Annotated in this window: 19 protein-coding genes; 5 read left to right on the top strand and 14 right to left on the bottom strand. The window is 70.4% G+C overall.

Features of this window, described 5'->3' with window-relative positions:
• The first annotated feature begins 34 nt into the window (after positions 1-34).
• On the top strand, positions 35-2,089 hold the full coding sequence (gene mnmC, locus NFC98_RS02690; protein ID WP_254276631.1) for a bifunctional tRNA (5-methylaminomethyl-2-thiouridine)(34)-methyltransferase MnmD/FAD-dependent 5-carboxymethylaminomethyl-2-thiouridine(34) oxidoreductase MnmC: 2,055 nt from the start codon (positions 35-37) through the stop codon (positions 2,087-2,089).
• Between the two features lie 102 nt (positions 2,090-2,191).
• Here mnmC and NFC98_RS02685 read toward each other — a convergent pair whose 3' ends face one another.
• The 13 genes from NFC98_RS02685 to ccmA all read right to left on the bottom strand — a co-directional run bounded on the left by NFC98_RS02685 (position 2,192) and on the right by ccmA (position 17,195).
• The gene (locus tag NFC98_RS02685; protein WP_254276630.1) at positions 2,192-2,461 is read right to left on the bottom strand and encodes a YheU family protein; all 270 of its coding nucleotides are present in this window, start codon (positions 2,459-2,461) and stop codon (positions 2,192-2,194) included.
• Positions 2,458-4,518 carry an NAD-dependent DNA ligase LigA gene (ligA, locus tag NFC98_RS02680; RefSeq protein WP_254276629.1) on the bottom strand — a complete coding sequence of 687 codons (2,061 nt, stop codon included), beginning with the start codon at positions 4,516-4,518 and terminating at the stop codon, positions 2,458-2,460. Before ligA ends, NFC98_RS02685 begins: the two co-directional genes overlap by 4 nt.
• Positions 4,519-4,641: 123 nt before the next feature.
• On the bottom strand, positions 4,642-6,297 hold the full coding sequence (gene zipA / locus NFC98_RS02675; RefSeq protein WP_254276628.1) for a cell division protein ZipA: 1,656 nt from the start codon (positions 6,295-6,297) through the stop codon (positions 4,642-4,644).
• A gap of 226 nt (positions 6,298-6,523) precedes the next feature.
• Positions 6,524-10,015, bottom strand: coding sequence for a chromosome segregation protein SMC (smc, locus tag NFC98_RS02670; RefSeq protein ID WP_254276627.1), 3,492 nt, complete (start codon positions 10,013-10,015; stop codon positions 6,524-6,526).
• A 19-nt stretch (positions 10,016-10,034) separates the two neighbouring features.
• Positions 10,035-11,279 (bottom strand): c-type cytochrome biogenesis protein CcmI, encoded by a 1,245-nt coding sequence (ccmI, locus tag NFC98_RS02665; RefSeq protein ID WP_254276626.1) that lies wholly within the window; start codon positions 11,277-11,279, stop codon positions 10,035-10,037.
• Complete coding sequence (locus tag NFC98_RS02660) at positions 11,276-11,749, bottom strand: cytochrome c-type biogenesis protein (protein ID WP_254276625.1); 474 nt, start codon at positions 11,747-11,749, stop codon at positions 11,276-11,278. Before NFC98_RS02660 ends, ccmI begins: the two co-directional genes overlap by 4 nt.
• Positions 11,740-12,273, bottom strand: coding sequence for a DsbE family thiol:disulfide interchange protein (locus NFC98_RS02655; RefSeq protein ID WP_254276624.1), 534 nt, complete (start codon positions 12,271-12,273; stop codon positions 11,740-11,742). The genes NFC98_RS02660 and NFC98_RS02655 overlap by 10 nt, the downstream gene beginning before the upstream one ends.
• Positions 12,270-14,291: a heme lyase CcmF/NrfE family subunit gene (locus NFC98_RS02650; protein WP_302055092.1), complete on the bottom strand. Its 2,022-nt coding sequence runs from the start codon at positions 14,289-14,291 to the stop codon at positions 12,270-12,272. Before NFC98_RS02650 ends, NFC98_RS02655 begins: the two co-directional genes overlap by 4 nt.
• A gap of 12 nt (positions 14,292-14,303) precedes the next feature.
• Positions 14,304-14,825, bottom strand: coding sequence for a cytochrome c maturation protein CcmE (gene ccmE / locus NFC98_RS02645; RefSeq protein ID WP_254277766.1), 522 nt, complete (start codon positions 14,823-14,825; stop codon positions 14,304-14,306).
• Position 14,826: 1 nt separating this feature from the next.
• On the bottom strand, positions 14,827-15,066 hold the full coding sequence (gene ccmD, locus NFC98_RS02640) for a heme exporter protein CcmD (RefSeq protein ID WP_254276623.1): 240 nt from the start codon (positions 15,064-15,066) through the stop codon (positions 14,827-14,829).
• Positions 15,066-15,806 carry a heme ABC transporter permease gene (locus NFC98_RS02635; protein ID WP_254276622.1) on the bottom strand — a complete coding sequence of 247 codons (741 nt, stop codon included), beginning with the start codon at positions 15,804-15,806 and terminating at the stop codon, positions 15,066-15,068. Before NFC98_RS02635 ends, ccmD begins: the two co-directional genes overlap by 1 nt.
• 14 nt (positions 15,807-15,820) lie before the next feature.
• Positions 15,821-16,543: a heme exporter protein CcmB gene (ccmB, locus tag NFC98_RS02630; protein ID WP_254276621.1), complete on the bottom strand. Its 723-nt coding sequence runs from the start codon at positions 16,541-16,543 to the stop codon at positions 15,821-15,823.
• Between the two features lie 7 nt (positions 16,544-16,550).
• Positions 16,551-17,195 carry a cytochrome c biogenesis heme-transporting ATPase CcmA gene (ccmA, locus tag NFC98_RS02625; protein WP_254276620.1) on the bottom strand — a complete coding sequence of 215 codons (645 nt, stop codon included), beginning with the start codon at positions 17,193-17,195 and terminating at the stop codon, positions 16,551-16,553.
• Between the two features lie 216 nt (positions 17,196-17,411).
• On the opposite strand from ccmA, the gene lexA reads away from it, so the two are divergent.
• Positions 17,412-17,897 carry a transcriptional repressor LexA gene (lexA, locus tag NFC98_RS02620; protein WP_254276619.1) on the top strand — a complete coding sequence of 162 codons (486 nt, stop codon included), beginning with the start codon at positions 17,412-17,414 and terminating at the stop codon, positions 17,895-17,897.
• Positions 17,897-18,514, top strand: a complete 618-nt coding sequence (locus NFC98_RS02615; protein WP_254276618.1) for a YigZ family protein — start codon at positions 17,897-17,899, stop codon at positions 18,512-18,514. The genes lexA and NFC98_RS02615 overlap by 1 nt, the downstream gene beginning before the upstream one ends.
• 28 nt (positions 18,515-18,542) lie before the next feature.
• On the opposite strand, the gene NFC98_RS02610 is transcribed toward NFC98_RS02615, so the two are convergent.
• Entirely contained in the window at positions 18,543-19,193 is a 651-nt protein-coding gene (locus tag NFC98_RS02610) for a GntR family transcriptional regulator (protein WP_254276617.1), read from the bottom strand.
• 185 nt (positions 19,194-19,378) lie between these two features.
• Here NFC98_RS02610 and NFC98_RS02605 point away from each other — a divergent pair, with 185 nt between their 5' ends.
• Positions 19,379-19,951 (top strand): chromate transporter, encoded by a 573-nt coding sequence (locus tag NFC98_RS02605; RefSeq protein WP_254276616.1) that lies wholly within the window; start codon positions 19,379-19,381, stop codon positions 19,949-19,951.
• Positions 19,948-20,478 carry a chromate transporter gene (locus NFC98_RS02600; RefSeq protein ID WP_254276615.1) on the top strand — a complete coding sequence of 177 codons (531 nt, stop codon included), beginning with the start codon at positions 19,948-19,950 and terminating at the stop codon, positions 20,476-20,478. Before NFC98_RS02605 ends, NFC98_RS02600 begins: the two co-directional genes overlap by 4 nt.
• Positions 20,479-20,497: the final 19 nt, after the last annotated feature.

Genomic DNA, 20,497 nt, shown 5'->3' with positions numbered 1-20,497 from the left:
ATCCTGACCAGCCATGCCCACCGACGGAGCCCCCGTGACCGCTGCCCCCGATGGCCTGCCCCCGCTCGCCGCCCTGGAGACCGCCCGCCTGGACTGGCAGCGCGACGACAGCGGCGAAGCGGCCCCCCGCTCCACCGCCTTTGACGATGTCTACTTCTCGCGCCACGACGGCCGCGCCGAGACCGAGCACGTCTTCCTCGGCGGCAACCGCCTGCCCGAACGCTTCCGGGCCTGGCGAGAGGCACGCCCCTTCGTGGTCGGCGAGACCGGCTTCGGCACCGGCCTCAACATGCTCTGTGCCTGGGCCTGCTTCGAGACCCATGCCCCGGCGGGCGCGAGGCTGCACCTGGTCTCCACCGAACGCTTTCCGCTCACCCGCGAGGACCTGGCCAGGGCGCTCGCCGCCTGGCCCGACCTCGCCCCCCGCGCCGCGACGCTGGTCGCCCAGTGGCCCGAGCCGGTGGCCGGGGTGCACCGCCTGTGGCTGGATGAGCGGGTGATCCTGGACCTGCACTTCGGCGATGCCGCCGATCGGCTCGCCCTGCTGGACGGCCGGGTCGACGCCTGGTTCCTGGACGGCTTCGCCCCGGCCAAGAACCCCGAGATGTGGCGCCCCGAGCTGTTTGCCGCCATGGCCGCCCGCTCGCGCCCCGGCGCCACCTTCGCCACCTTCACCTGCGCCGGGGTCGTCAAGCGCGGCCTGGCCGCGGCGGGCTTTGCCTGGCGCAAGGTGCCGGGCTTCGGCCGCAAGCGTGAGATGCTCGCCGGCGAGATCGCCGCGCCACCGCGGGATGAGCGGCGAACCCGCACCCCCTGGTTCACGCCGCCCGCCGCCCGGCCACCCCGCCGTGTGGCGGTGATCGGCGCCGGCATTGCCGGGGCCAGCGCCGCCGCCGCCCTGGCCCGGCGCGGCATCGCGGTCACCCTGATCGACCGCTTCGACCGCGCCAGCCTCGGCGAGACCCATCTGCAGGGGGCGCTCTACGTGAAGCTGGCCGTGGACACCAACCTGCAGAGCCGCACCTACCTGGCCGGGCTGCTGCACAGCCGACGCTGGCTCGAAAGGCTCGACCCCGAACAGCGGCTGTGGCGTCCCAGCGGCGTGCTGCAGCTGGCCCTGAGCGAGAAGGAGCAGGCGCGCCAGGCGCGCTTCCTGGCCAATCACCCGCTGCCCGAGAGCGTGGTGCGCGGCCTCGACGCCGAGGCGGCCAGCGCGGTGGCCGGCATCGAGGTGCCGGGGCCGGCCCTGGACTACCCCTGTGCCGCCTGGGTCCGGCCGCTCTCGCTCTGCACGCGCCTGGCTGCCACCCAGGGCGTCGCCTTCCGGCAGGGCGAGGTGACGGCGCTGGAGAGGGACGCCGACGGCTGGCGCCTGAGCCTGGCCGACGGCGAGGTGCTTCGGGCCGACCAGGTGGTGGTCGCCGGAGCCAGCGAGGCCGCCGGCTTCGCCCAGAGCGCCGCCCTGCCCCTGCAGCCAGTGCGCGGCCAGGTCAGTCAGCTTGCGCTCCCCGAAGGCGCCCCCACCCTGGGTCGTGTGGTGTGCGCCGGCGGCTATGTGCCCCCGGCGGCGGACGGTGTCCTCAACTTCGGCGCCACCTTTGCTCCGGGAGAGACTGACCCGGCGGCGCGCGAGGCGGACCACGCCGCCAACCTGGCCGAGCTGGCCCGGGGCCTGCCCGCCTTCGTCGAGGCGCTCCGTGCCGCGGGGGCGGACCTCTCCCCCGCACGCCTCACCGGGCGGGTGGGCGTGCGGGCGGCGAGCCCCGACAAGTCGCCCTACGCCGGGCCGTTGCCCGACGCCGAGGCGTGGCGGGAGGACTATGCGGCGCTGGCCCGGGACGCCACCCGGGTGCCCGACGTCACGGGACGCCACCACGAGGGGCTCTGGATCAGTGCCGCCCACGGCTCCCGGGGGTTGGCCAGCGCGCCGCTCTGCGCGGAGCTGCTGGCCTCGATGATCTGCGACGAGCCGCTGCCTCTGGAGCAGCCGCTGGTGGATCACCTGCACCCCGGCCGGCGGCTGATCCGCGACCTGATACAAGGGAAGCATGACTCAGCATCAGCGAGAGGCGTCGGGAACGGCTCGTAGAGGGGGTCCTACGCCAGGGAAGGCGTCGGTAGCGCCCAGGGACGGGTTCACAGCGCCCCCTCGAGAGCTGTTGCCGAATCAGCCTCGAGCGTTAGCCAAGTCTTACCCTTCTTCCTCATCATCGGCCAGGTCCCTGCCGAAGGCCCGCCACTGGGCCAGGGTCATCACCTCGGTGCTCTCGGTCTGCAGGTCGTGGGCGATGACCAGCTCGTCCCGCTCGAGCTGGCGCCTGAGCTCGGCCACCCAGCCGCGCATGCCCTCGCCGGTGTCGGTGGTGTCGTACCCCTGGCGGGTAACGAAGGCCTCCAGCAGGGCATCCAGGGTCTCGCCCGGCAGCAGGCGGTAGGGAATCTCCACGAAGCGGCCGCTCATGCGTCGTCCTCCCCGTCGGCGCCCTCGCCCGACTCCCAGGCGGCCAGCCGCTCGAGGAAGGCCGCCTCGTCCAGCACCGGCACGCCCAGCTGCATCGCCTTCTCGAGCTTGCTGCCGGCGGCCTCGCCGGCCACCAGCCCGGCGGTCTTCTTCGAGACGCTGCCGGCCACCTTGGCCCCCAGCGCCTGGAGGCGCGCCTTGCCCTGGTCGCGGGTCATGCTCTCCAGGGTGCCGGTGAGCACCCAGGTCTGGCCGGCCAGGGGCTGCGGACGCGCGGTGACGCTCTCCTCTTCCCAGCGCAGGCCGCAGGCGATCAGATCCTCGATGGTCTCGCGGTTATGGGGCTGGCGGAAGAAGGTGTGCACATGGGCGGCCACGATGGGCCCCACGTCCTCCACCGCCTCCAGCGCCTCGACCTCCGCTGCCATCAGCGCCTCCAGGGTGCCGAAGTGGCGGGCCAGGTTGGCCGCCGTGGCCTCCCCCACCTCGCGGATGCCCAGGGCGTAGATGAAGCGCGCCAGGGTGGTCGCCTTCGCCTTCTCCAGCGCCGCCACCAGGTTCTCGGAGGATTTCTGCCCCATGCGCGGCAGCGTGGCGAGCCGCTCGGCCTCCAGCCGGAAGAGGTCGGCGGGGGTGGTGACCCAGTCCCGCTCGACCAGCGTCTCGATCAGCTTCTCGCCCAGGCCCTCGATATCCAGCGCCCGTCGCGAGGCGAAGTGCTTGAGCGCCTCCTTGCGCTGGGCCGGGCAGTAGAGGCCGCCGGAGCAGCGTGCCACGACCTCGTCCTCGAGGCGCTCGACCTGGGAGCCGCAGACCGGGCACTGCTCGGGGAAGACGATCTCGCGGGCATCCGCCGGACGCAGCGCCTCGACCACGCGCACGACCTGGGGAATCACGTCGCCGGCGCGGCGGATGGCCACGGTGTCGCCGGTCATGACCCCGAGGCGAGCGATCTCGTCGGCGTTGTGCAGGGTGGCATTGGAGACGGTGACGCCGGCCACCGAGACCGGCTCCAGGCGTGCCACCGGGGTGATGGCGCCGGTGCGCCCCACCTGGAACTCCACCTCGTTGAGACGGGTGGTCTCCTCCTGGGCGGGGAACTTGAAGGCGATGGCCCAGCGCGGCGCCCGGGCGACGAAGCCCAACTCGCGCTGCAGGCGCAGGTCGTCCACCTTGATCACCACCCCGTCGATGTCATAGCCGAGGCCGTCGCGCTTCTCTCCCAGGGTGCGACAGTAGTCGATCAGCCCGCGGCTGCCGGTCACCACCCGGAGCTCGCCGCTGGTGCGGAAGCCGAACTGGCCCAGGTGCGCCATCAGGGCACTGTGGGTAGGGTCGCCCGGGTCGGGCTCGATACGCGCTACCTGGTAGGCGCTGAACTCCAGCGGGCGGGTGGCGGTGACCCGGGGGTCGAGCTGTCGCAGGCTGCCGGCCGCGGCATTGCGCGGGTTGGCGAAGACCTTGGTGTCTTCCTGACGCGCGCGCTCGTTCATCGCCTCGAAGCCGGCATGGCTCATGATCACCTCGCCGCGCACCTCCAGCAGCTCGGGCCAGGCCTCGCCGCGCAGCCTCAGCGGGATCGACTTCAGGGTCCTGAGGTTCGAGGTGATCCCCTCGCCGGTGCGTCCGTCGCCGCGGGTGGCCCCGCTCACCAGCACGCCCGCCTCGTAGACCAGCGACACCGCGGCGCCGTCGAGCTTGGGCTCGCAGCAGAAGGCCAGCGACTCGCCGTCTACCTCCAGGCGGTCGCTGATGCGCTTGACGAAGGCCGCGAGCTCCTCCTCGCTGAAGGCGTTGTCCAGCGACAGCATGGGCACGGCGTGCTGGATCTCGGGGAAGCCGGCGTCGGGGGCCGCACCGACCCGCTGGGTGGGCGAGTCCGGGGTGACCAGCTCGGGGTGGGCGTCCTCGAGCGCCTGCAGTCGACGCAGCCGGCGGTCGTAGTCGGCGTCGGTGAGGGTCGGGTCGTCGAGGACGTAGTAGCGGTAGTTGGCGTCGTCGAGTTCGGCGCGCAGCCGCGCGACCTCGTCGAGGATCTGCTGGTCGGGCTGACTCATGGTGTCCCTGATCCGGTGTCACAAAGGCCGGGCTATTCTCGCATACCCGCGTTTCATGCACCCCATAAAGGAACAACCCCATGAATTCATGGGGTTGTTCCTCTTCAAGCGTCTGACTCGGCGCTAATTCACCTGGTAGCGGTTGAGCCGGTTGCGCCGCACGAACTCCTGCACCCGCTGGCGGGCGAACTCCACGGTCTGCGCGGTCATCACGCTGTGGTTCTCGTCCTTCAGCTCGCCGCCGAGGTGGCGGACGATGACCATGGCGGTCTCGACCATCGCCTCGAAGGCGGCCGAGGCGTCCTCGGCCCCCGGCAGGGGCATCAGCAGGGTGATCCCCGGGGTGCGGAAGTCGTCCATGGAGTGGATCGGGAAGGTGCCCGGTTTCACCACGTTGACCATGGAGAACTGCAGCTGGCTCTCCGGGTCCTCGGTCTCGAAGCGGTGGAAGATGCCCATGTCGCGGCTGTAGCGCAGCCCGCAGGCGAGCATCAGGTCGAGCAGCGTCGTGCCGGAGAAACCCTCCTCGTCCCGGGACATCACGCTGATGACGATGATCTCGTCGGCGTGGCTCAGGGCGTGGCGGGCATGCTCGGCGCTGACATCGTGGCGCAGGGCCTTCTCCAGCACCGGGTGCACGCGCACCTTGTCGCTGAGCGCGGGCCCTTCCGCCTCGGGCAAGGCGTCCGACTCCGCCACGACGTCCGGGTGGGCGTCGTCGTCATGGCGGCGGGCCCGCGGCGCGGCGAAGAGCGGGTCGTCGTCATCGGCATCGGCAATGGCCTCGGCCTCGAGCCGGCGACGCTCGGCATCGCGGGCGGCCTTCTCCTCCTCGGCCCGGGCCTGGGCCAGGCGGCGCTGTTCGGCTTCGCGGGCGGCCTTCTCGGCCCGGGCCGCGTCACGGCGCTGCTTCTCGAGACGCTTCTGCTCGCGGCGCTCGGCCAGGGTCTTCTGCAGGGAGGCGCCGAAGCGCTGCACGGAGGCCCCGACGCGCTTGGAGCCGCTCTTGAAGGAGTCGCTCATGCCGTCGAGGTCCACCAGCCGGTAGCGCTCGGCCTCATGGGACTCGTCATGATCCTCGGGGTCGGCCGCCAGCGGTTCGGACAGCGAGGCGTCGAGCTCCGACGGCGACTCGTCCAGCGCGGAGAGGCTCGGCTCCCGACGCTCGGGGGACGCCAGCGACGGCGCCTCCGGCGTGGCCGGGGCGTCGGAGGCGACAGGGCGCGATGCGGTCTCGGGCGCCTCGTCGCGGTGCGGCTCGATCGACGCCTCGGCGGGCGTCGCTTCGGGTGCCTGCCGCATCTGTTCCTGCCGCATTTCTTCCTGACGCAGCGCTTCTATCTGCTCTTTCCGCTCGTTCTTCTCTTTCCGTTCTACCCGCATGTCCGGCTGCCTGGCGTGTTCCTCTTGCCCGGCGACTTCCCGGGCCTGCGGCTTGCCGACACGGTCGGCGGAGGCCGCGACGGGTTCACGGGCCTCCCTGAAGCTGGCCAGCACGCGGGAAGCGCCGGGATGCTCCTGGCGCTCCAGCTTGGGCTTGGGTTGCACACGGCTGTAGTCCGCGGGCCTGACGACTCGCGCCCCTCCGTTGGGCAGTTCCCAGTTGAGTTCGGCGGCGCGGGCCGCCTCGTCGGGGTCGAGGTCGGTGCCTCCGGCATCATCCGCCACCTCGTCCAGGCGCGGGACCTTCCTCTGGCGCTGGAGGCGACGCACTCCGTCCACCACGATGAGGGTCACCAGCGCCAACCCCAGGATGATCAGCCACTCTCTAAGTTCCATGGGTCGTCAGCCTTTTGCTAAGGCGCCATGCCTGATGGTTGTCCGTCAACAGCATAGCGCGATTGCCAAAAAAGGGGCCACTTTTTTTATTTGTCAACCCCCGGCGATTTTTCACCGTGAGTCGACGATGCCCCGTGCAATCGCCCTTCGATAATCCCCGTGCATCCATGCAATGCAGCATTACTGATCTCCTTGTTACCCCTTTTGGGGCCAACGTTCAAGCCTCTCAGGCCTCGGCCAGGGCGGCCGCCTCCTCGACGCCCACGGCCACCAGACGGGAAACACCCGGCTCCTGCATGGTCACCCCCATCAGACGCTCGCCCGCTTCCATGGCGATCTTGTTGTGGGTGATATAGATGAACTGGACGCTCTCGGACATCTCCTTCACCAGCTTGGCGTAGCGCCCCACGTTGGCGTCATCGAGGGGGGCATCCACCTCGTCCAGCATGCAGAAGGGCGCCGGATTGAGCTGGAAGATGGCGAAGACCATCGACAGGGCGGTCAGCGCCTTTTCGCCACCGGAGAGCAAGTGAATGGTGCTGTTCTTCTTGCCGGGGGGGCGCGCCATGATGGCCACCCCGGTTTCCAGCAAATCCTCGCCGGTCAGGGTCAACCATGCGGTTCCACCGCCGAAGACCCGAGGGAAAAGCGACTGCAGCCCGGCGTTGACTCGCTCGAAGGTGTCGCGAAAGCGGGTGCGGGTTTCCTGGTCGATCCGGCGGATGGCCCGGTCGAGGGTCTCCAGCGCCTCGCTGAGCTCGGCATGCTGGGCCTCGAGGTAGTCGCGCCGTTCGGCCTGCTGGTCGTACTCCTCGATGGCCGCCAGGTTGATCGCGCCGAGCCGACGAATGCGCTCGCCCAGCTCCTCCAGGCGCGCCTGCCAGGCCGACTCGGTGGCGTCGGGGTCCAGCTGCTCGGCCAGCGCCTTGGCATCGTGCCCCAGTTCGCGGAGCTGCTCGTCCTGGGTCTCGGCCTTGAGGCCCAGCGCCTGGACCTGCATGCGCGCCTCCTGCAGCCGTTCGCGGATGCCCTCGAGGTTGCGCTCATGGCCCTGGCGGGCCTGCTCGTCCTCGCGCAGCCGCTCGACCAGTTCGGCGGCCCGGGCGCGCACGGCATTCAGCGCCCGCTCCTCGCGCTCGCGGCGATCGAGCAGCTCGTCGAGACGCTCGCGGCGCTCCTCCTCGGGTTCGCGGAGCAACTCGCGCTCCTCCTCGAGCTCTTCCGCCCGCTGCTCGAGGCGCTCCCGCGCCTCGCCGGCCCGTCCCTGCTGCTCGGCCAGGCCGGCGCGCTCGGCGTCGAGCCGTTCCTGCTCCAGCGCCAGGCGCTGCAGCTGGTCGGCCAGGGGACGCTGGCGACCGCGCAGCGAGACCAGCCGTTCGCGGGCCTCGCCACGCTCGCGGTCGAGGCGCTCGCGCCGCTCGGCGCCCTCCTCGAGCCGCGCCATGGCCTGCTGCCAGCGGTCGCGGCTCTCCTCGATGGCCAGCAGCGCCTCCTCGCGGGCCTCGCCGAGGCCGGCGAGCTCCTCCGCCAGCTCCGCGGCACGTCCCTCCAGGTGTTCCAGTCGACTGGCCAGGCCGCTGTCCTGCACCGCCAGCTGCTGGCGGCGCTGGTCCAGTTCGCGCTCCTCCAGGCGACACGCCTCCAGATCGCCCTCGGCCCGCTCGGCCCGTTCGGCGGCCTCCGCCAGCCGCTGCTCCTGCTCGGCCAGGCGCGCCTCGACCTCGTCAAGCGCCTCGCGGGCCTCGGCCTGTCGGCGCCGGCTCACCAGCAGCGCATCGGGCCCCTCGCCCTGGCCACGGTGCCGGGCCCAGCCCGGCCCGAGCCAGAGGCCGTCGGGCGTGATCAGGCTCTCCCCCGGGGCCAGGTCGCCGCGCTGCGCCCAGGCATCCTCCCGGGCGTCGACGCAGCGGATCCCGGTCAGCCAGCGCCCGGCGGCACCGGCGCCCTGCACCCGGGCCGCCAGGCTCTCCGCGGGGGCCGGCGGCGAGTCGGCGTCGAGCAGGCCGAGCTCGGCGGGCGCCCCATCAAGGGCCGTCCGCCCCGTGTCCAGGGGGACCAGGCGGGCACGCAGCCAGGGCGCCAGCACCCAGGAGACGGCCTCTTCCCAGCCGGCCTCCACCGACAGGCTCTCGCCCAGGCGGGGGGCCTCGGCCAGTCCGTGGGCCGACAGGTGGCTGTCCAGCGCCTCGTCATGGTCGGCCAGCCCGGCCTGGATCAGCGCCTCCAGGGAGGCGAGCTCGCCCTGCAGCTCGCTGCGACGCTGGCGATCTGCCTCGCGGGCCGCCTCGGCCTCGCGGGCCTGCTCCCGGGCCCCGTCGCGATGCTGCTGCAGCGCTTCGCGACGCGCCTCCAGGGCCTCCCGCTCGAGCTCCAGCTCGGCGAGCCGCTCGGCGAGTTCGTCGCGCTGCTCGGCCAGCAGGGCGATGTCGGGCAGCTCCTCGTGCTGCTGGCGGCGGCGGCGCTCGTCGCCCTCGATCCGTTCCAGCCGGGATTCCAGCTCGCGCAGGCGATCCTGGCTGCGCTCGGCCTCGCGGCTCGCCTCGCGCCACTGCTCGTTGAAGGCTTCCCAGGCGGCGTCGGCCTCCTCGGCCTCGGGCTCGGCCTCCTCGAGGGCGGCCTCGAGCTCCTCGAACTGTTCGGCCAGCGCCTCGCGCTCGGGGGCCAGGGTCTCCAGGCGCTCGTCCAGGCGTAGCCGCCGCTCGCCGTCGTCCTCGCCGAGGCGGACGAGCTCGGCCAGCTCGCGCCGGGCCGCCTCCAGGTCCCGGGCGAGCTGGGCATCGCGGGCGCGGGCGTGCTCGATGTCCTGCTCGAGGCGGGCGATGGCGGTGGTGGTCTCGAAGAACTGTGACTGCTGGCCATCCAGCTCGGTGGCGAGTCGGTCGTGGTCGGCGCGGGCCTCCTCGAGGCGGGTCTCGCACTGGCGCAGCCCGAGCACCTCGCGCTCCACCCTGGTCTCGAGTTCGCGGACGCGGGCCTCCTCCTCGCCCTGGCGGGCGCGCAGGTCACGCCCGCGCAGCAGCGCCAACTCACCCTTGACCCGGTGCTCCTCGTTCTTGAGCGTCTGGTAGCGGCGGGCGGCCTCGGCCTGGCGCTTGAGCCGCTCGAGCTGCTTGTCGAGCTCCTCGCGGATATCGTCCAGGCGCTCCAGGTTCTCCTGGGTGCGGCGCATGCGGTTCTCGGTCTCGCGGCGGCGCTCCTTGTACTTGGAGATGCCGGCGGCCTCCTCGAGGGTCGCGCGCAGCTCCTCGGGGCGCGCCTCGATCAGCCGCGAGATCATGCCCTGGCCGATGATCGCGTAGGAGCGCGGGCCGAGGCCGGTGCCCAGGAAGAGGTCGGCGATGTCGCGGCGGCGACACTTCTGGCCGTTGAAGAAGTAGCTGGACTGGGCGTCGCGGGTCACCACCCGCTTGACGGCGATCTCGGCATACTGGGCATAGACGCCGCCCATGGTGCCGTCGCGGTTGTCGAACAGCAGCTCGATGGAGGCCTGCCCCACCGGCTTGCGGCCGGTGGAGCCGTTGAAGATGACGTCGGTCATCGACTCGCCGCGCAGGGTCTTGGCCGACGACTCGCCCATCACCCAGCGCACCGCGTCGATGATGTTGGACTTGCCGCAGCCGTTGGGCCCGACGATGGCGGTCATGTTGCCGTCGAAGGGCACCGTGACCGGGTCGACGAAAGACTTGAAGCCGACCAGGCGTATCGACTTGAGGCGCATCGTCGGCTACCCGAGCCGGTTATTCGAAGACACGGTCGACCACCACCTCGACCGGCTCGCCGTCGACGTCGCCCACCGGCACCTCGGCCAGGTCGCCGAACAGGTCGCCGGCTTGGGGGCTGGCCTGGCCGCTGGCCGAGACGCGGACCATCAGCCGGGCCTCGCTGACCTGGGAGAGGCTCGCCTCGGGCGACATCGACCGGCTGTCGTCGAGCACCAGCGCGGCCGGCAGGTCGGCCAGGGTCAGACGGGCGACGGCGAGCGGCGGCAGCTCGCCCTCCATGTCGCGGGCCACCACGAAGACCGCCGCGTCGTCGTCCAGGCGGCCGGCCAGGTCATCGTCGAGGCGGATCCGCACATGGATCCCGGGGCCCTCGGCCACTGCCAGCTCCTGCTCCTCGGGGGGCACGCCCAGGCGCTCCTGGGCGACCTGGATGCCCTGGCGCAGGGCCTCGCCGGAGGAGGGGTCCGACATGCCGGCGATGGCGCGACGCCAATGGCCGATGGCGGCCTCGTAGTCGCCGCGGTCGAAGGCCGCGATGCCCAGCACGCCCAGCACGGTCGGCTGACTGGAGTCGCGCTCGAGGGTCTCGTCGACCAGCGACTGGACCCGGGGGGTGAGCTGGCGGTCGGCCACGAAGAACTCGATCTGGGCCAGCTGGCCGAGCAGCGACGGGATCCGCCCCTCGATCTCGATCAACCGCTCCAGGGCGTGGATCGCCTCGCGGCCCTGGCCCATGTCGCGGTAGAGCGGGAAGAGCGCCATCCAGACGTTGGGGTTGCCCGGCTGGCGGGCGGCCTGCTCCTCGAGCCGCTCGACCAGCATCTCGACCGAGCCGTCCGGATGGTTCTGCACCTCCTGCTGCACCGCCAGCAGGGTGAGGTCTCCCTCGGCGCCCTGCTGCTGGTACCAGACCACGCTGGCCACCACCACGGCCACCATCACCACCGGCACGGCCAGGCGCCCCGAGGCGGAGCCCTTGAGCGGCGCGCGCTTCAGGCTCTCGGTATCCTCGAGCAGGCTGCGTTCGAGCTCGAGGCGGTCCTCCTCGAAGCGTGCCTGGTCGATGTCGCCGCGCTCGCGGGCGGCCTCCAGCGACGCCAGGCGGCGCTGGAAGATGGCCACGTTCTGCTCGGCGGTGCGGTCGTTCTGCTCGTGGTCGCGCTGGGCGTCATGCAGGGCCCGGGCGCGACGCAGCGGGGCCGCCAGCAGCCACAGGGCCGGCAGCAGCAGGACGGCGAAGGCAATCCATAACAGGGTCATTCGATTCTCTCGCGATTGATCAGGGCATCCAGCCGGGCACGCTCCTCGGCGGAGAGAGCGGTGACCGACGCATTGCGACGGGCGCGCACGATGAGCATCACCAGCAGGCCGCCTAGCACCACCAGCGCCGCGGGCAGCCCCCACAGCAGGAAGGTGCGGCCCTCCAGGCGGGGGTTGTAGAGCACGTAGTCGCCGAAGCGCTGCACCATGTGGTCGCGGATCTCGATGTCCGAACGGCCATCCTGCAGCAGCAGGTAGACGCGGTCGCGCATGTCGCCGGAGACCGGCGCATCGGAGTCGTTGATGGCCTGGTTCTCGCAGGTGGGGCAGCGCAGCGAGGCGGTCAGGCTGCGATAGCGCTGCTCCAGTACCGGGTCATCGAACTCCCGCAGCTCGATGGCCGCGGCCTGGGCGAGGCCGGCCACCAGCAGCAGGGCAAGCGTCGTGATCAGGGATCGCATCAGCGCCATCTTTCCACCTCCGGCAGGATCTTGTCGCGGACGTCACCCGGCGCGATATAGCCCACATGGTGATAGCGGATCACCCCGTCGGCATCCACCAGGAAGGACTCGGGCGCGCCGAACACGCCCAGCTCGAAGCCCAGCTCGTTGTCCGGGTCGAAGATGTTGATCTCGAAGGGGTCGCCGAACTCCTCGAGGAAGCCCAGCCCCTTCTCCCGGGTGTCCTTCCAGCTGATGCCGACCATGCGGATGTCGTGGCGCTGGGAGAGGTCGAGCAGCTGCGGCATCTCGCGCTTGCACTCGGGGCACCACTCGCCCCAGACATTGACCAGGGTGAGCTCGCCGGTGGTCAGCAGCGAGCGGTCCACCCGACGCTCGGGGTCCTCCAGGGTGGCGAGGTCGAACTCGGGGAAGTCACGGGCCATCAGCGCCGACTCCCGGTGGAAGGGGTTCAGCGACAGCCCCTGGTAGAGGAACAACGATAGCGCCAGGAAGCCGGCCAGCGGCAGCAGCATCAGCAGGCGACGTTTCATGCCGTCGCCTCCTTGCCCGGGTCCTTGCCGGCGGCGGCCTGTAGCGCGGCCTCCTCCGGGTCACGGGCGGTGGCCAGCCGACGATAGCGCTTGTCGGCCACCGCCAGCACGCCGCCGACGGCCATCAGCAGGCCGCCGAGCCACAGCCAGCGCACGAAGGGCTTGTACTGCACGCGCATGGCCCAGGTGCCGTCGCCCAGGTCCTCGCCCATGGCCACGTAGAGGTCACGGAGGAAGCCGGGGCGCAGCGCCACCTGGGTCATCGGCATGCCGGTGGCCAGGTAGAGCCGCTTCTCCGGGTTCATCACGAAGCTGCGACCGCTGTCGCCGCGCTGAACGGCGATGACCGCGCGGTCGGCCAGGAAGTTGGGGCCGCGGCGATCGGTGAGTTCGGTCATGGTGAAGGTGTAGCCGGCGACCTGGACGCTGTCCCCCGGCCCCATGCGCACGTTGCGCTCGATGTTGTAGTTGGAGACCACGGCCACGCCGACGATGGTCACCGCCACGCCCAGGTGGCCGAGCTGCATGCCCCAATAGGCCAGCGACAGCTTCCTCAGGCCCGCCCCCAGGGAGCTGGCGTGGCGGGTCTTGTCGAAGAGGTCGCGGACCATCGGCAGCACGATCCACAGCGCGGCGATCAGGCCGATGGCCACCGGCGCGCTCCAGCGCTCGGCGAACACCAGCGGCAGCGCCATGCCCAGCACCAGGGCCACCGCGGCGGCCAGCCACAGCCGGCGGACCAGCAGGCGCGGATCGGTCTGCTTCCAGCGCGCCACCGGCCCCAGGCCCATGAACACGCACATGATCAGCGTCAGCGGCACGAAGAGCGCGTTGAAGTAGGGGGGGCCCACGCTGATCTTGCCGAGGTCAAGGGCATCCAGCAGCAGCGGGTAGACGGTGCCCATCAGCACGGTGACCGTCATGATCACCAGCATCAGGTTGTTGATCAGCAGCAGCGCATCCCGGGAGAGCCAGTTGAAGCCCACGCGATTGCTGACCCGCGGCGCCCGCAGGGCGAAGATCAGCAGCGACAGGCCCACGGTGATGCCCAGCAGCATCAGGATGAAGAAGCCGCGTGACGGGTCGTTGGCGAAGGCGTGCACCGAGGTGAGCACCCCGGAACGCACCAGGAAGGTGCCCAGCAGCGACAGCGAGAAGGTGGAGATCGCCAGCAGCAGGGTCCAGCTCTTGAAGGCGCCGCGCTTCTCGGTGACGGCCAGGGAGTGCATCAGCGCGGTGCCGGTGAGCCAGGGCAGCAGGGAGGCGTTCTCCACCGGATCCCAGAACCACCAGCCCCCCCAGCCCAGCTCGTAGTAGGCCCACCAGCTGCCCAGGGCGATGCCCACGGTCAGGAAGGCCCAGGCCATGTTGGTCCAGGGGCGCGCCCAGCGCGCCCAGGCGGCGTCCAGGCGGCCGCCCAGCAGCGCGGCGATGGCGAAGGCGAAGACCACCGAGAAGCCCACGTAGCCCATGTAGAGCATCGGCGGGTGGAGGATCAGGCCGATGTCCTGCAGCAGCGGGTTGAGGTCGGCGCCATCGGCCGGCATGTTGGGCAGCAGCCGCTCGAAGGGGTTGGAGGTGACCAGGATGAACATCAGGAAGCCGACACACACCAGGCCGAGAACGCCCAGCACCCGGGCCACCACGTCGCGGGGCAGCTCGCGGGAGTAGCGGGCCGCGAAGTAGCTCCAGCCGGCCAGCATCAGGCTCCAAAGCAGCACCGAGCCCTCATGGTTGCCCCACACGGCGCTGAACTTGTAGTACCAGGGCAGCATGGAATTGGAGTTGTTGGCCACGTTGACCACGCTGAAGTCATCCAGCATGTAGCTCGCGGTCAGGCAGGCGTAGGCGATGGCCACGAACAGGAACTGCCCGGCCGCCATGGGCCGGGCATAGGCCATCCACAGCGGCCGGCGGGTCGCCGCACCGGCCAGCGGCATCACCGCCTGGACCGCCGCCATCAGCAGGGCGATGACCAGGGCGTAGTGGCCGATCTCGGGAATCATCTGGGTCAGCATGGGCACTCCGAATCAGTACGAGCCGCTGGTGGCGCCGTCGCCGTTCTCTTCCCCGGCTTCCAGGCGCTTGGCCACCTCGGCGGCCTTCTGCTGGAAGTCCTCCGGCTTGTAACCGGCCTCCTCCAGGGCCTGGGCCACCTCGGGGGGCATGTAGTTCTCGTCGTGGCGTGCCAGCACCTGGTCGGCCTTGAGGTAGCCGTCGTGCTGCAGCTGGCCGACCACCACCACGCCCTGCCCCTCGCGGAACAGGTCGGGCAGGATCCCGCTGTAGTGCACGCGCAGGTCATCGACGTAGTCGGTGACGGTGAACTCCACGTCGAGGCTGTCCGGGTTGCGGGCGACGGTGCCCTCCTTGACCATGCCGCCGGCACGGATCTGGCGCTCGAACGGTGCCTCGCCGGCGGCGATCTGCACCGGACTGAAGAAGAGGTTGATGTTGGCACGCAGCGCGTAGAGGGTCAGCCCCACGGCAATCGCGGCCAGGGCGACGAGCCCCAGGATCACGAAGAGCCTCTGCTTGCGTTTCGGTGTCAGGCTAAGTGTCATGACGATTACCACCCGATTGATGTGAAACTCTCGACGCCTCGCCCCGGCCGGCGCCCAGGCGCTGCTCGCGACGGGCGCGACGCTGCAGGTTGCGCAGCAGCTGACGGCGCTCGGCGCGGGCGTGCAGGACGATGGCGACGAGCAGCGCGGCGGTCGCCGCCCAGGCCGCCCAGACATAGGGGGCATGCCCCCCCATGGCGATGAATTCGTTGAAGGATTCGAAGGCCATCAGCGCTCCTCTCCGGCCAGGTCACGCACCCAGCGCTTGTTGGATTCGCGGCGCAGGATCTCGCTACGGGTGCGCATCAGGGTCACCGCAATGAAGAAGCTGTAGAAGCCCAGCACCATGATCAGCAGCGGTACCCACATCTCCATGGGCATGCCGACGCGTCCGGTGACGGTGAAGGTGGCCGGCTGGTGCAGGGTGTACCACCAGTCCACCGAGTACTTGATGATCGGGATGTTGATCACGCCCACCATGGCCAGCACCGAGGCGGCCCGGGAGGCGCTGTCGCGGCTCGCGAAGGCTCCGCGCAGGGCGATCACCCCCAGGTAGAGGAAGAACAGGATCAGCATCGAGGTGAGGCGCGCGTCCCACATCCACCAGGTGCCCCAGGTGGGCACGCCCCACACCGCCCCGGAGAACAGCGAGATGAAGGTCATGGCCGCGCCCAGCGGCGCCATCATGGCGGCGGCCATGTCGGCCACCTTGATCTTCCAGACCATATAGACCAGGCCACACACCGCCATGCTGACGAAGATCGACTGGGCCAGGAAGGCCGACGGCACGTGGACGTAGATGATGCGGAAGCTGTTGCCCTGCTGGTAGTCGGCCGGCGCGAAGGCCAGGCCCCAGACGGTACCGACCAGGATCAGCCCGGCCGCGGCAACCCAGAACCACGGCATCAGCCGTTCGCTGATGGCGTAGAACCACTTGGGGGAACGCAACTTGTTAATGAAGGCCCACATGCTTCTTCCACCTCTCAACCGTTGATGCTGATGCGCAGTGACGCCGCGATCGCCCAGGGGGCCAGCATCAGCGCCAGCGCCAGCAGGGCCCCCAGGATGGCCAGATGGGCCGCGGCCCCGTCGCCCAGGATGGCCGCCTGTACGGCACCGGCGCCGAAGATCAGCACCGGAATATAGAGCGGCAGGACCAGCAGCGACAGCAGCACCCCGCCCCTCGAAAGCCCCACGGTGAGGGCCGCACCGATGGCGCCGATCAGGCTCAGGCTGGCGGTTCCCAGGGCCAGGGACAGCGCCAGGATCAGGTAGCTGCCGGCGGGCAGCGACAGCATGATCCCCAGCACCGGCGCCATCATCGCCAGCGGCAGGCCGGTCAGCAGCCAGTGTACCGTCACCTTGGCCAGCCCCAGCATCGCCAGCGGCTGCGGCGTCAGCAGCAGCTGCTCCAGGGAGCCGTCGTCGTAGTCACCGCGAAACAGGCTGTCCAGGGAGAGCAGCGCCGCCAGCAGTGCCGCCACCCACAGCAGGCCCGGCGCGATGGTGGCGAGCAGCTGCGGGTCCGGCGAGATGCCGATCGGAAACAGGGTGATCACCAGGGCGAAGAACACCAGCGGGTTGAGCACCTCGCTGCGGCGGCGCAGCAGCAGGGTCAGGTCGCGCTTGAGCGTTGCCCACACTGCGACCGTCAGGCCGCCCCGGGGTTCCCCGTCGGCGACCGGCCTGTCATCGGTATCGATCATGGGTGTCTCACCGCTCGGCATCTTGCCCTCCCCGCCCGAGGCGGATGCGCCGCAGCTCTCCCGAGGCCTTGAGTTCATGGTGGGTGGTGACCAGCACGCAGCCGCCCGAGCGGGCATGGACGATCAGCCGCTCCTCCAGCGCCGCCACGCCATCGCGGTCGATGGCGGTGAAGGGTTCATCGAGCACCCACAGCGGGCGAGGCGTCAGCTCCAGGCGCGCCAGGGCCACCCGACGCTGCTGCCCGGCCGACAGCTGGGCCGCCGGCACGTCCTCGAAGCCCGCCAGACCCAACGACTCCAGGGCCGCCAGGCGCGCGGCCTCGTGGCCCGGGTCGCCGGCCAGCGCCTGGTACCAGGCGAGGTTCTCCAGCGGCGTCAGGGCGCCCTTCACGCCGGGCGCATGGCCCAGGTAGAGCAGGCTCGAGAGGAAGGCCTGGCGAGCCTGGCGCATCGGCCGGTCGTTCCAGAACAGCTCGCCCTGATAGTCGGCCAGCTGTCCGGAGAGGATCTTCAGCAGGGTGGTCTTGCCGCTACCGTTGGGACCCTCGACCCGGACGATCTCGCCGGCGCGGATGTCCAGATCGAGATCCTCGAACAGCCACCGATCATCCCGTTCACAGGCCAGCTTTCGGGCTTGCAGGCGCAGGGTCAAGGCTCACTCCGGCATGGGGGTAATTTGGCTCGAGACTCTACACGGAAAGGCGTTTTGCTACCAGTCGACCGACTGCGTCAGCGGGTCGCGGTTGACCTGCATCAAGCGGCCTGCCGATCGGCTTCCTTGCCAGATCGGCAGCCCCTGCTATGCTTCGACAACACTGTACGTTTCAACAGGGGTTAGCTGCCTGACCGCCGACAGGAGATCCACGCCATGCCCGAGGCCACCTCCCACTTCCTCTTTCGCCGCCCCAACCTGCCCCTAGCCGTCGCCTGGGACCCCCTGCCGGCCGACGCGCTGGCCGACGAGGCGATGACCGAGATCCCGCTGCTCGGCAGCGTCTCGGCGGGCCTGCCCATCGAGGCCTGCCTGGACAGCGGCAGCATCCACGTGCCCACTCGTATGGTGCGACGCAACACCTATGCCCTCAAGGTGCGCGGCGACTCCATGATCGATTGCAACATCTTCGACGGGGATGTGATCATCATCGAGCGTCAGGAGAGCGCCGAGAACGGCGAGACGGCGGTGGTGATGATCAACGATCAGGAGGTCACCCTGAAGAAGCTCTACATCGAGAAGTCCGGGGTTCGCCTGCAGCCCGCCAACGAGAGCATGGCACCGATCTACCTGAAGAACAGCGACATCCAGGTACTGGGCCTGGTGATGGGCGTGGTTCGCCAGGGGGAGATGGCCGCCTGATGCGCTACCCGGTGCCCGACCTGGCCCCCGGCGAGCGCCAGGAGACCGAGCTCGAGGTCGAGCGCAGCCGCTTCCTGGCCTGGCTCTGCCACGCCCCGGAGGTGGCGGCCTTCGAGTCGCTGCTGGCCGAGGCGCGCCGCCTCCACCCCGGTGCCAGCCACCACTGCAGCGCCTTCATCGCCGGCCCGCCGGGGGAGCAGGCCGCCATCGGCTTCTCCGACGATGGCGAACCCGGCGGCACCGCGGGACGGCCCATGTATCAGGTCCTGGAGGGCTCGGGCCTCGGCCAGGTCGCCTGCGTGGTCACCCGCTACTTCGGCGGCACCAAGCTGGGCACCGGCGGACTGGCCCGCGCCTACGCCCAGGCCGCCGCCCAGGCCCTTGAGACCCTGCCACGCCGCGAGGTCGTCGAGCGCACGCCCCTGCAGCTGAAGGTCGACTTCGCCGGCGAGGCCGAGGCCCGCGGCTGGCTCGGCGGCCGGGAGATCCCCGTCGAGGCCGCCGACTACGGCGCCGACGGCGTCGTGCTCACCGTCGGCTGGCCCAGCGACCAGCCCGTTGACCTCGCCGCCCTCGAGTCGCGCCTGCGCGGTCGGCTCGCCCTCGTCGAGCCCTGATCCGGAGGGCCGGGGCGTCGTCTGCAGCTCAGCGTGTCAGGCGGCCCCGGGAAAAGCTGCCCAGCGCCACCTCGTAGGAGCGCTGGATATGGTCATCCATCAGGGCGCGCGCGCCCCGCGCATCGCGCTCCAGGGCCAGCGCCACCAGCTCGCCATGCTGGGCATCCAGCACCCGGCGCACCTCCGGCGCCTCCGGCGCCAGACGCCGGTAGCGGTCGAACTGGTCGTGCAGCTGCTCGATGAAGCGCAGCAGCCAGGCCGAGCCGCAGGGAGCGACCAGGGTGCGATGGAAGCGCCCATGCAGCCGCTCCCACTCATCGCCACTCTCCGGGGCCTGGTCGGCGCGCTTGAGGCGATGGGCCGCCGCGAGCAGCTCCGACTCCCATTCGGCATCGCCCCGGGCGATCGCCCGCTCCAGCGCCATGCCCTCCAGCTCGCGGCGCATCCCGGCGATATCGTCCAGTTCGTCACGCTCCAGCCTGGGCACGCGAAAGCCGCGCTGGTTCTCCTGGATCAGCAACCCGTAGGCCGCGAGGCGATTGAGGGCCTCGCGCAGCGGGCTCAGCCCGACATCGTAGCGCGCCTTGAGCGAGCTGATCGCCACCTTCTCCCCCGCCTCGAACCGCCCATTCACCAGGTCCTGCCGCAGGGTGTCGTAGATGCGGCTGGATGTGGTCATGCGTCCCTTCCGTTTGGGTATGGCCATTTCCCCTCCTCGACGTCCGCTCCCGCCAACACTTGACGCTCCTTTCCGCGCCGCCCTATAGTCGGTGAAGACAATATAATCGATTTTCTATCGCAAAGACGACCAATGAGAATAAAAACCATCGACTGCCCTGCCATCGACTCCCTGGAGGTGACCCCTTGAGCGCCCCCGACAAGGCGCCCCTGGGCGCCCTCTTCTGGGCCTTCACCCGCATCGGGCTGCTCGGCTTCGGCGGCGGGCCGGCGATGATACCGCTGGTCCAGCAGGAGGTGGTCAAGCGCCATACCTGGCTCTCCGATGAGGAGTTCGCCGACATCCTCGCCATCGGCAACACCCTGCCCGGGCCGATCGCCACCAAGATGCCCGGCTATATCGGCTATCGGGTGGCCGGCCTGCCGGGCTGCCTGATCGCCGTGCTGGCGGTGATCCTGCCGATGATCGTCGCCATGATCCTGCTGCTTGGCCTGTTCAGCCGCTACCGTGACGTGGACTGGATCCGCGGCATGGGCCAGGCGGTCGTCCCGGTGGTCATGGTGATGATGGCGCAGCTGACCCTGGACTTCTGGAACAAGTCGCGGCTGGCACTGGGCTGGGGTATCAGCCTGGCCATGGCGGCCACGGCGGGGGGGCTGATCTACCTGGTGGGCCTCCACCCCGGCTGGGTGGTCGGGGCGCTGCTGGCGGCGGCCCTGCTGCGGCCGGCCGGTACCGCCGAGGAGGCCAGCCGATGACCTACTGGGAGCTGTTCCTCGCCTTCTTCATTCCCAACATCATCGGCTATGGCGGCGGGCCGGCGATCATCCCGCTGATCGAGGCCGAGGTGGTGGGTCGCTACGGCTGGATGAGCGCCCAGCAGTTCGCCGAGACCCTGGCGCTCGGCAACGCCCTGCCCAGCCCCATCGCCACCAAGATGGCCGGCCAGATCGGCTACGAGGTCGCCGGTGTCGTCGGGGCCCTGGTGGCGGTGCTGGCCACCGTGGTGCCCTCCCTGCTGCTGATGCTCGGCGCCCTGGGGCTGCTCTACCGCTACCGCGACTCGCCGCGGGTGAAACGCATGAGCCAGTGGGTCCGCCCGGTGATCGCCATGATGATGGCCTGGCTGACCTGGAGCTTCCTCGACGAGGGACTCCAGGGCGCCGGGATGCTGCATACCCTGCTGATCGGGGCCGCCGCGGCGATCGCCCTGCTGCACTTTCGCACCCACCCGGCCTTCGTGGTGCTGGCCGCCCTGATCTACGGAGGACTCTTTCTCGGGTGAGCACCGCCCGACGCCTGTC

The organism is Halomonas sp. 3H (assembly GCF_024206005.1).
Lineage (GTDB): Bacteria > Pseudomonadota > Gammaproteobacteria > Pseudomonadales > Halomonadaceae > Halomonas > Halomonas campaniensis.
This window is presented reverse-complemented; position numbering and strand designations above follow the sequence as displayed.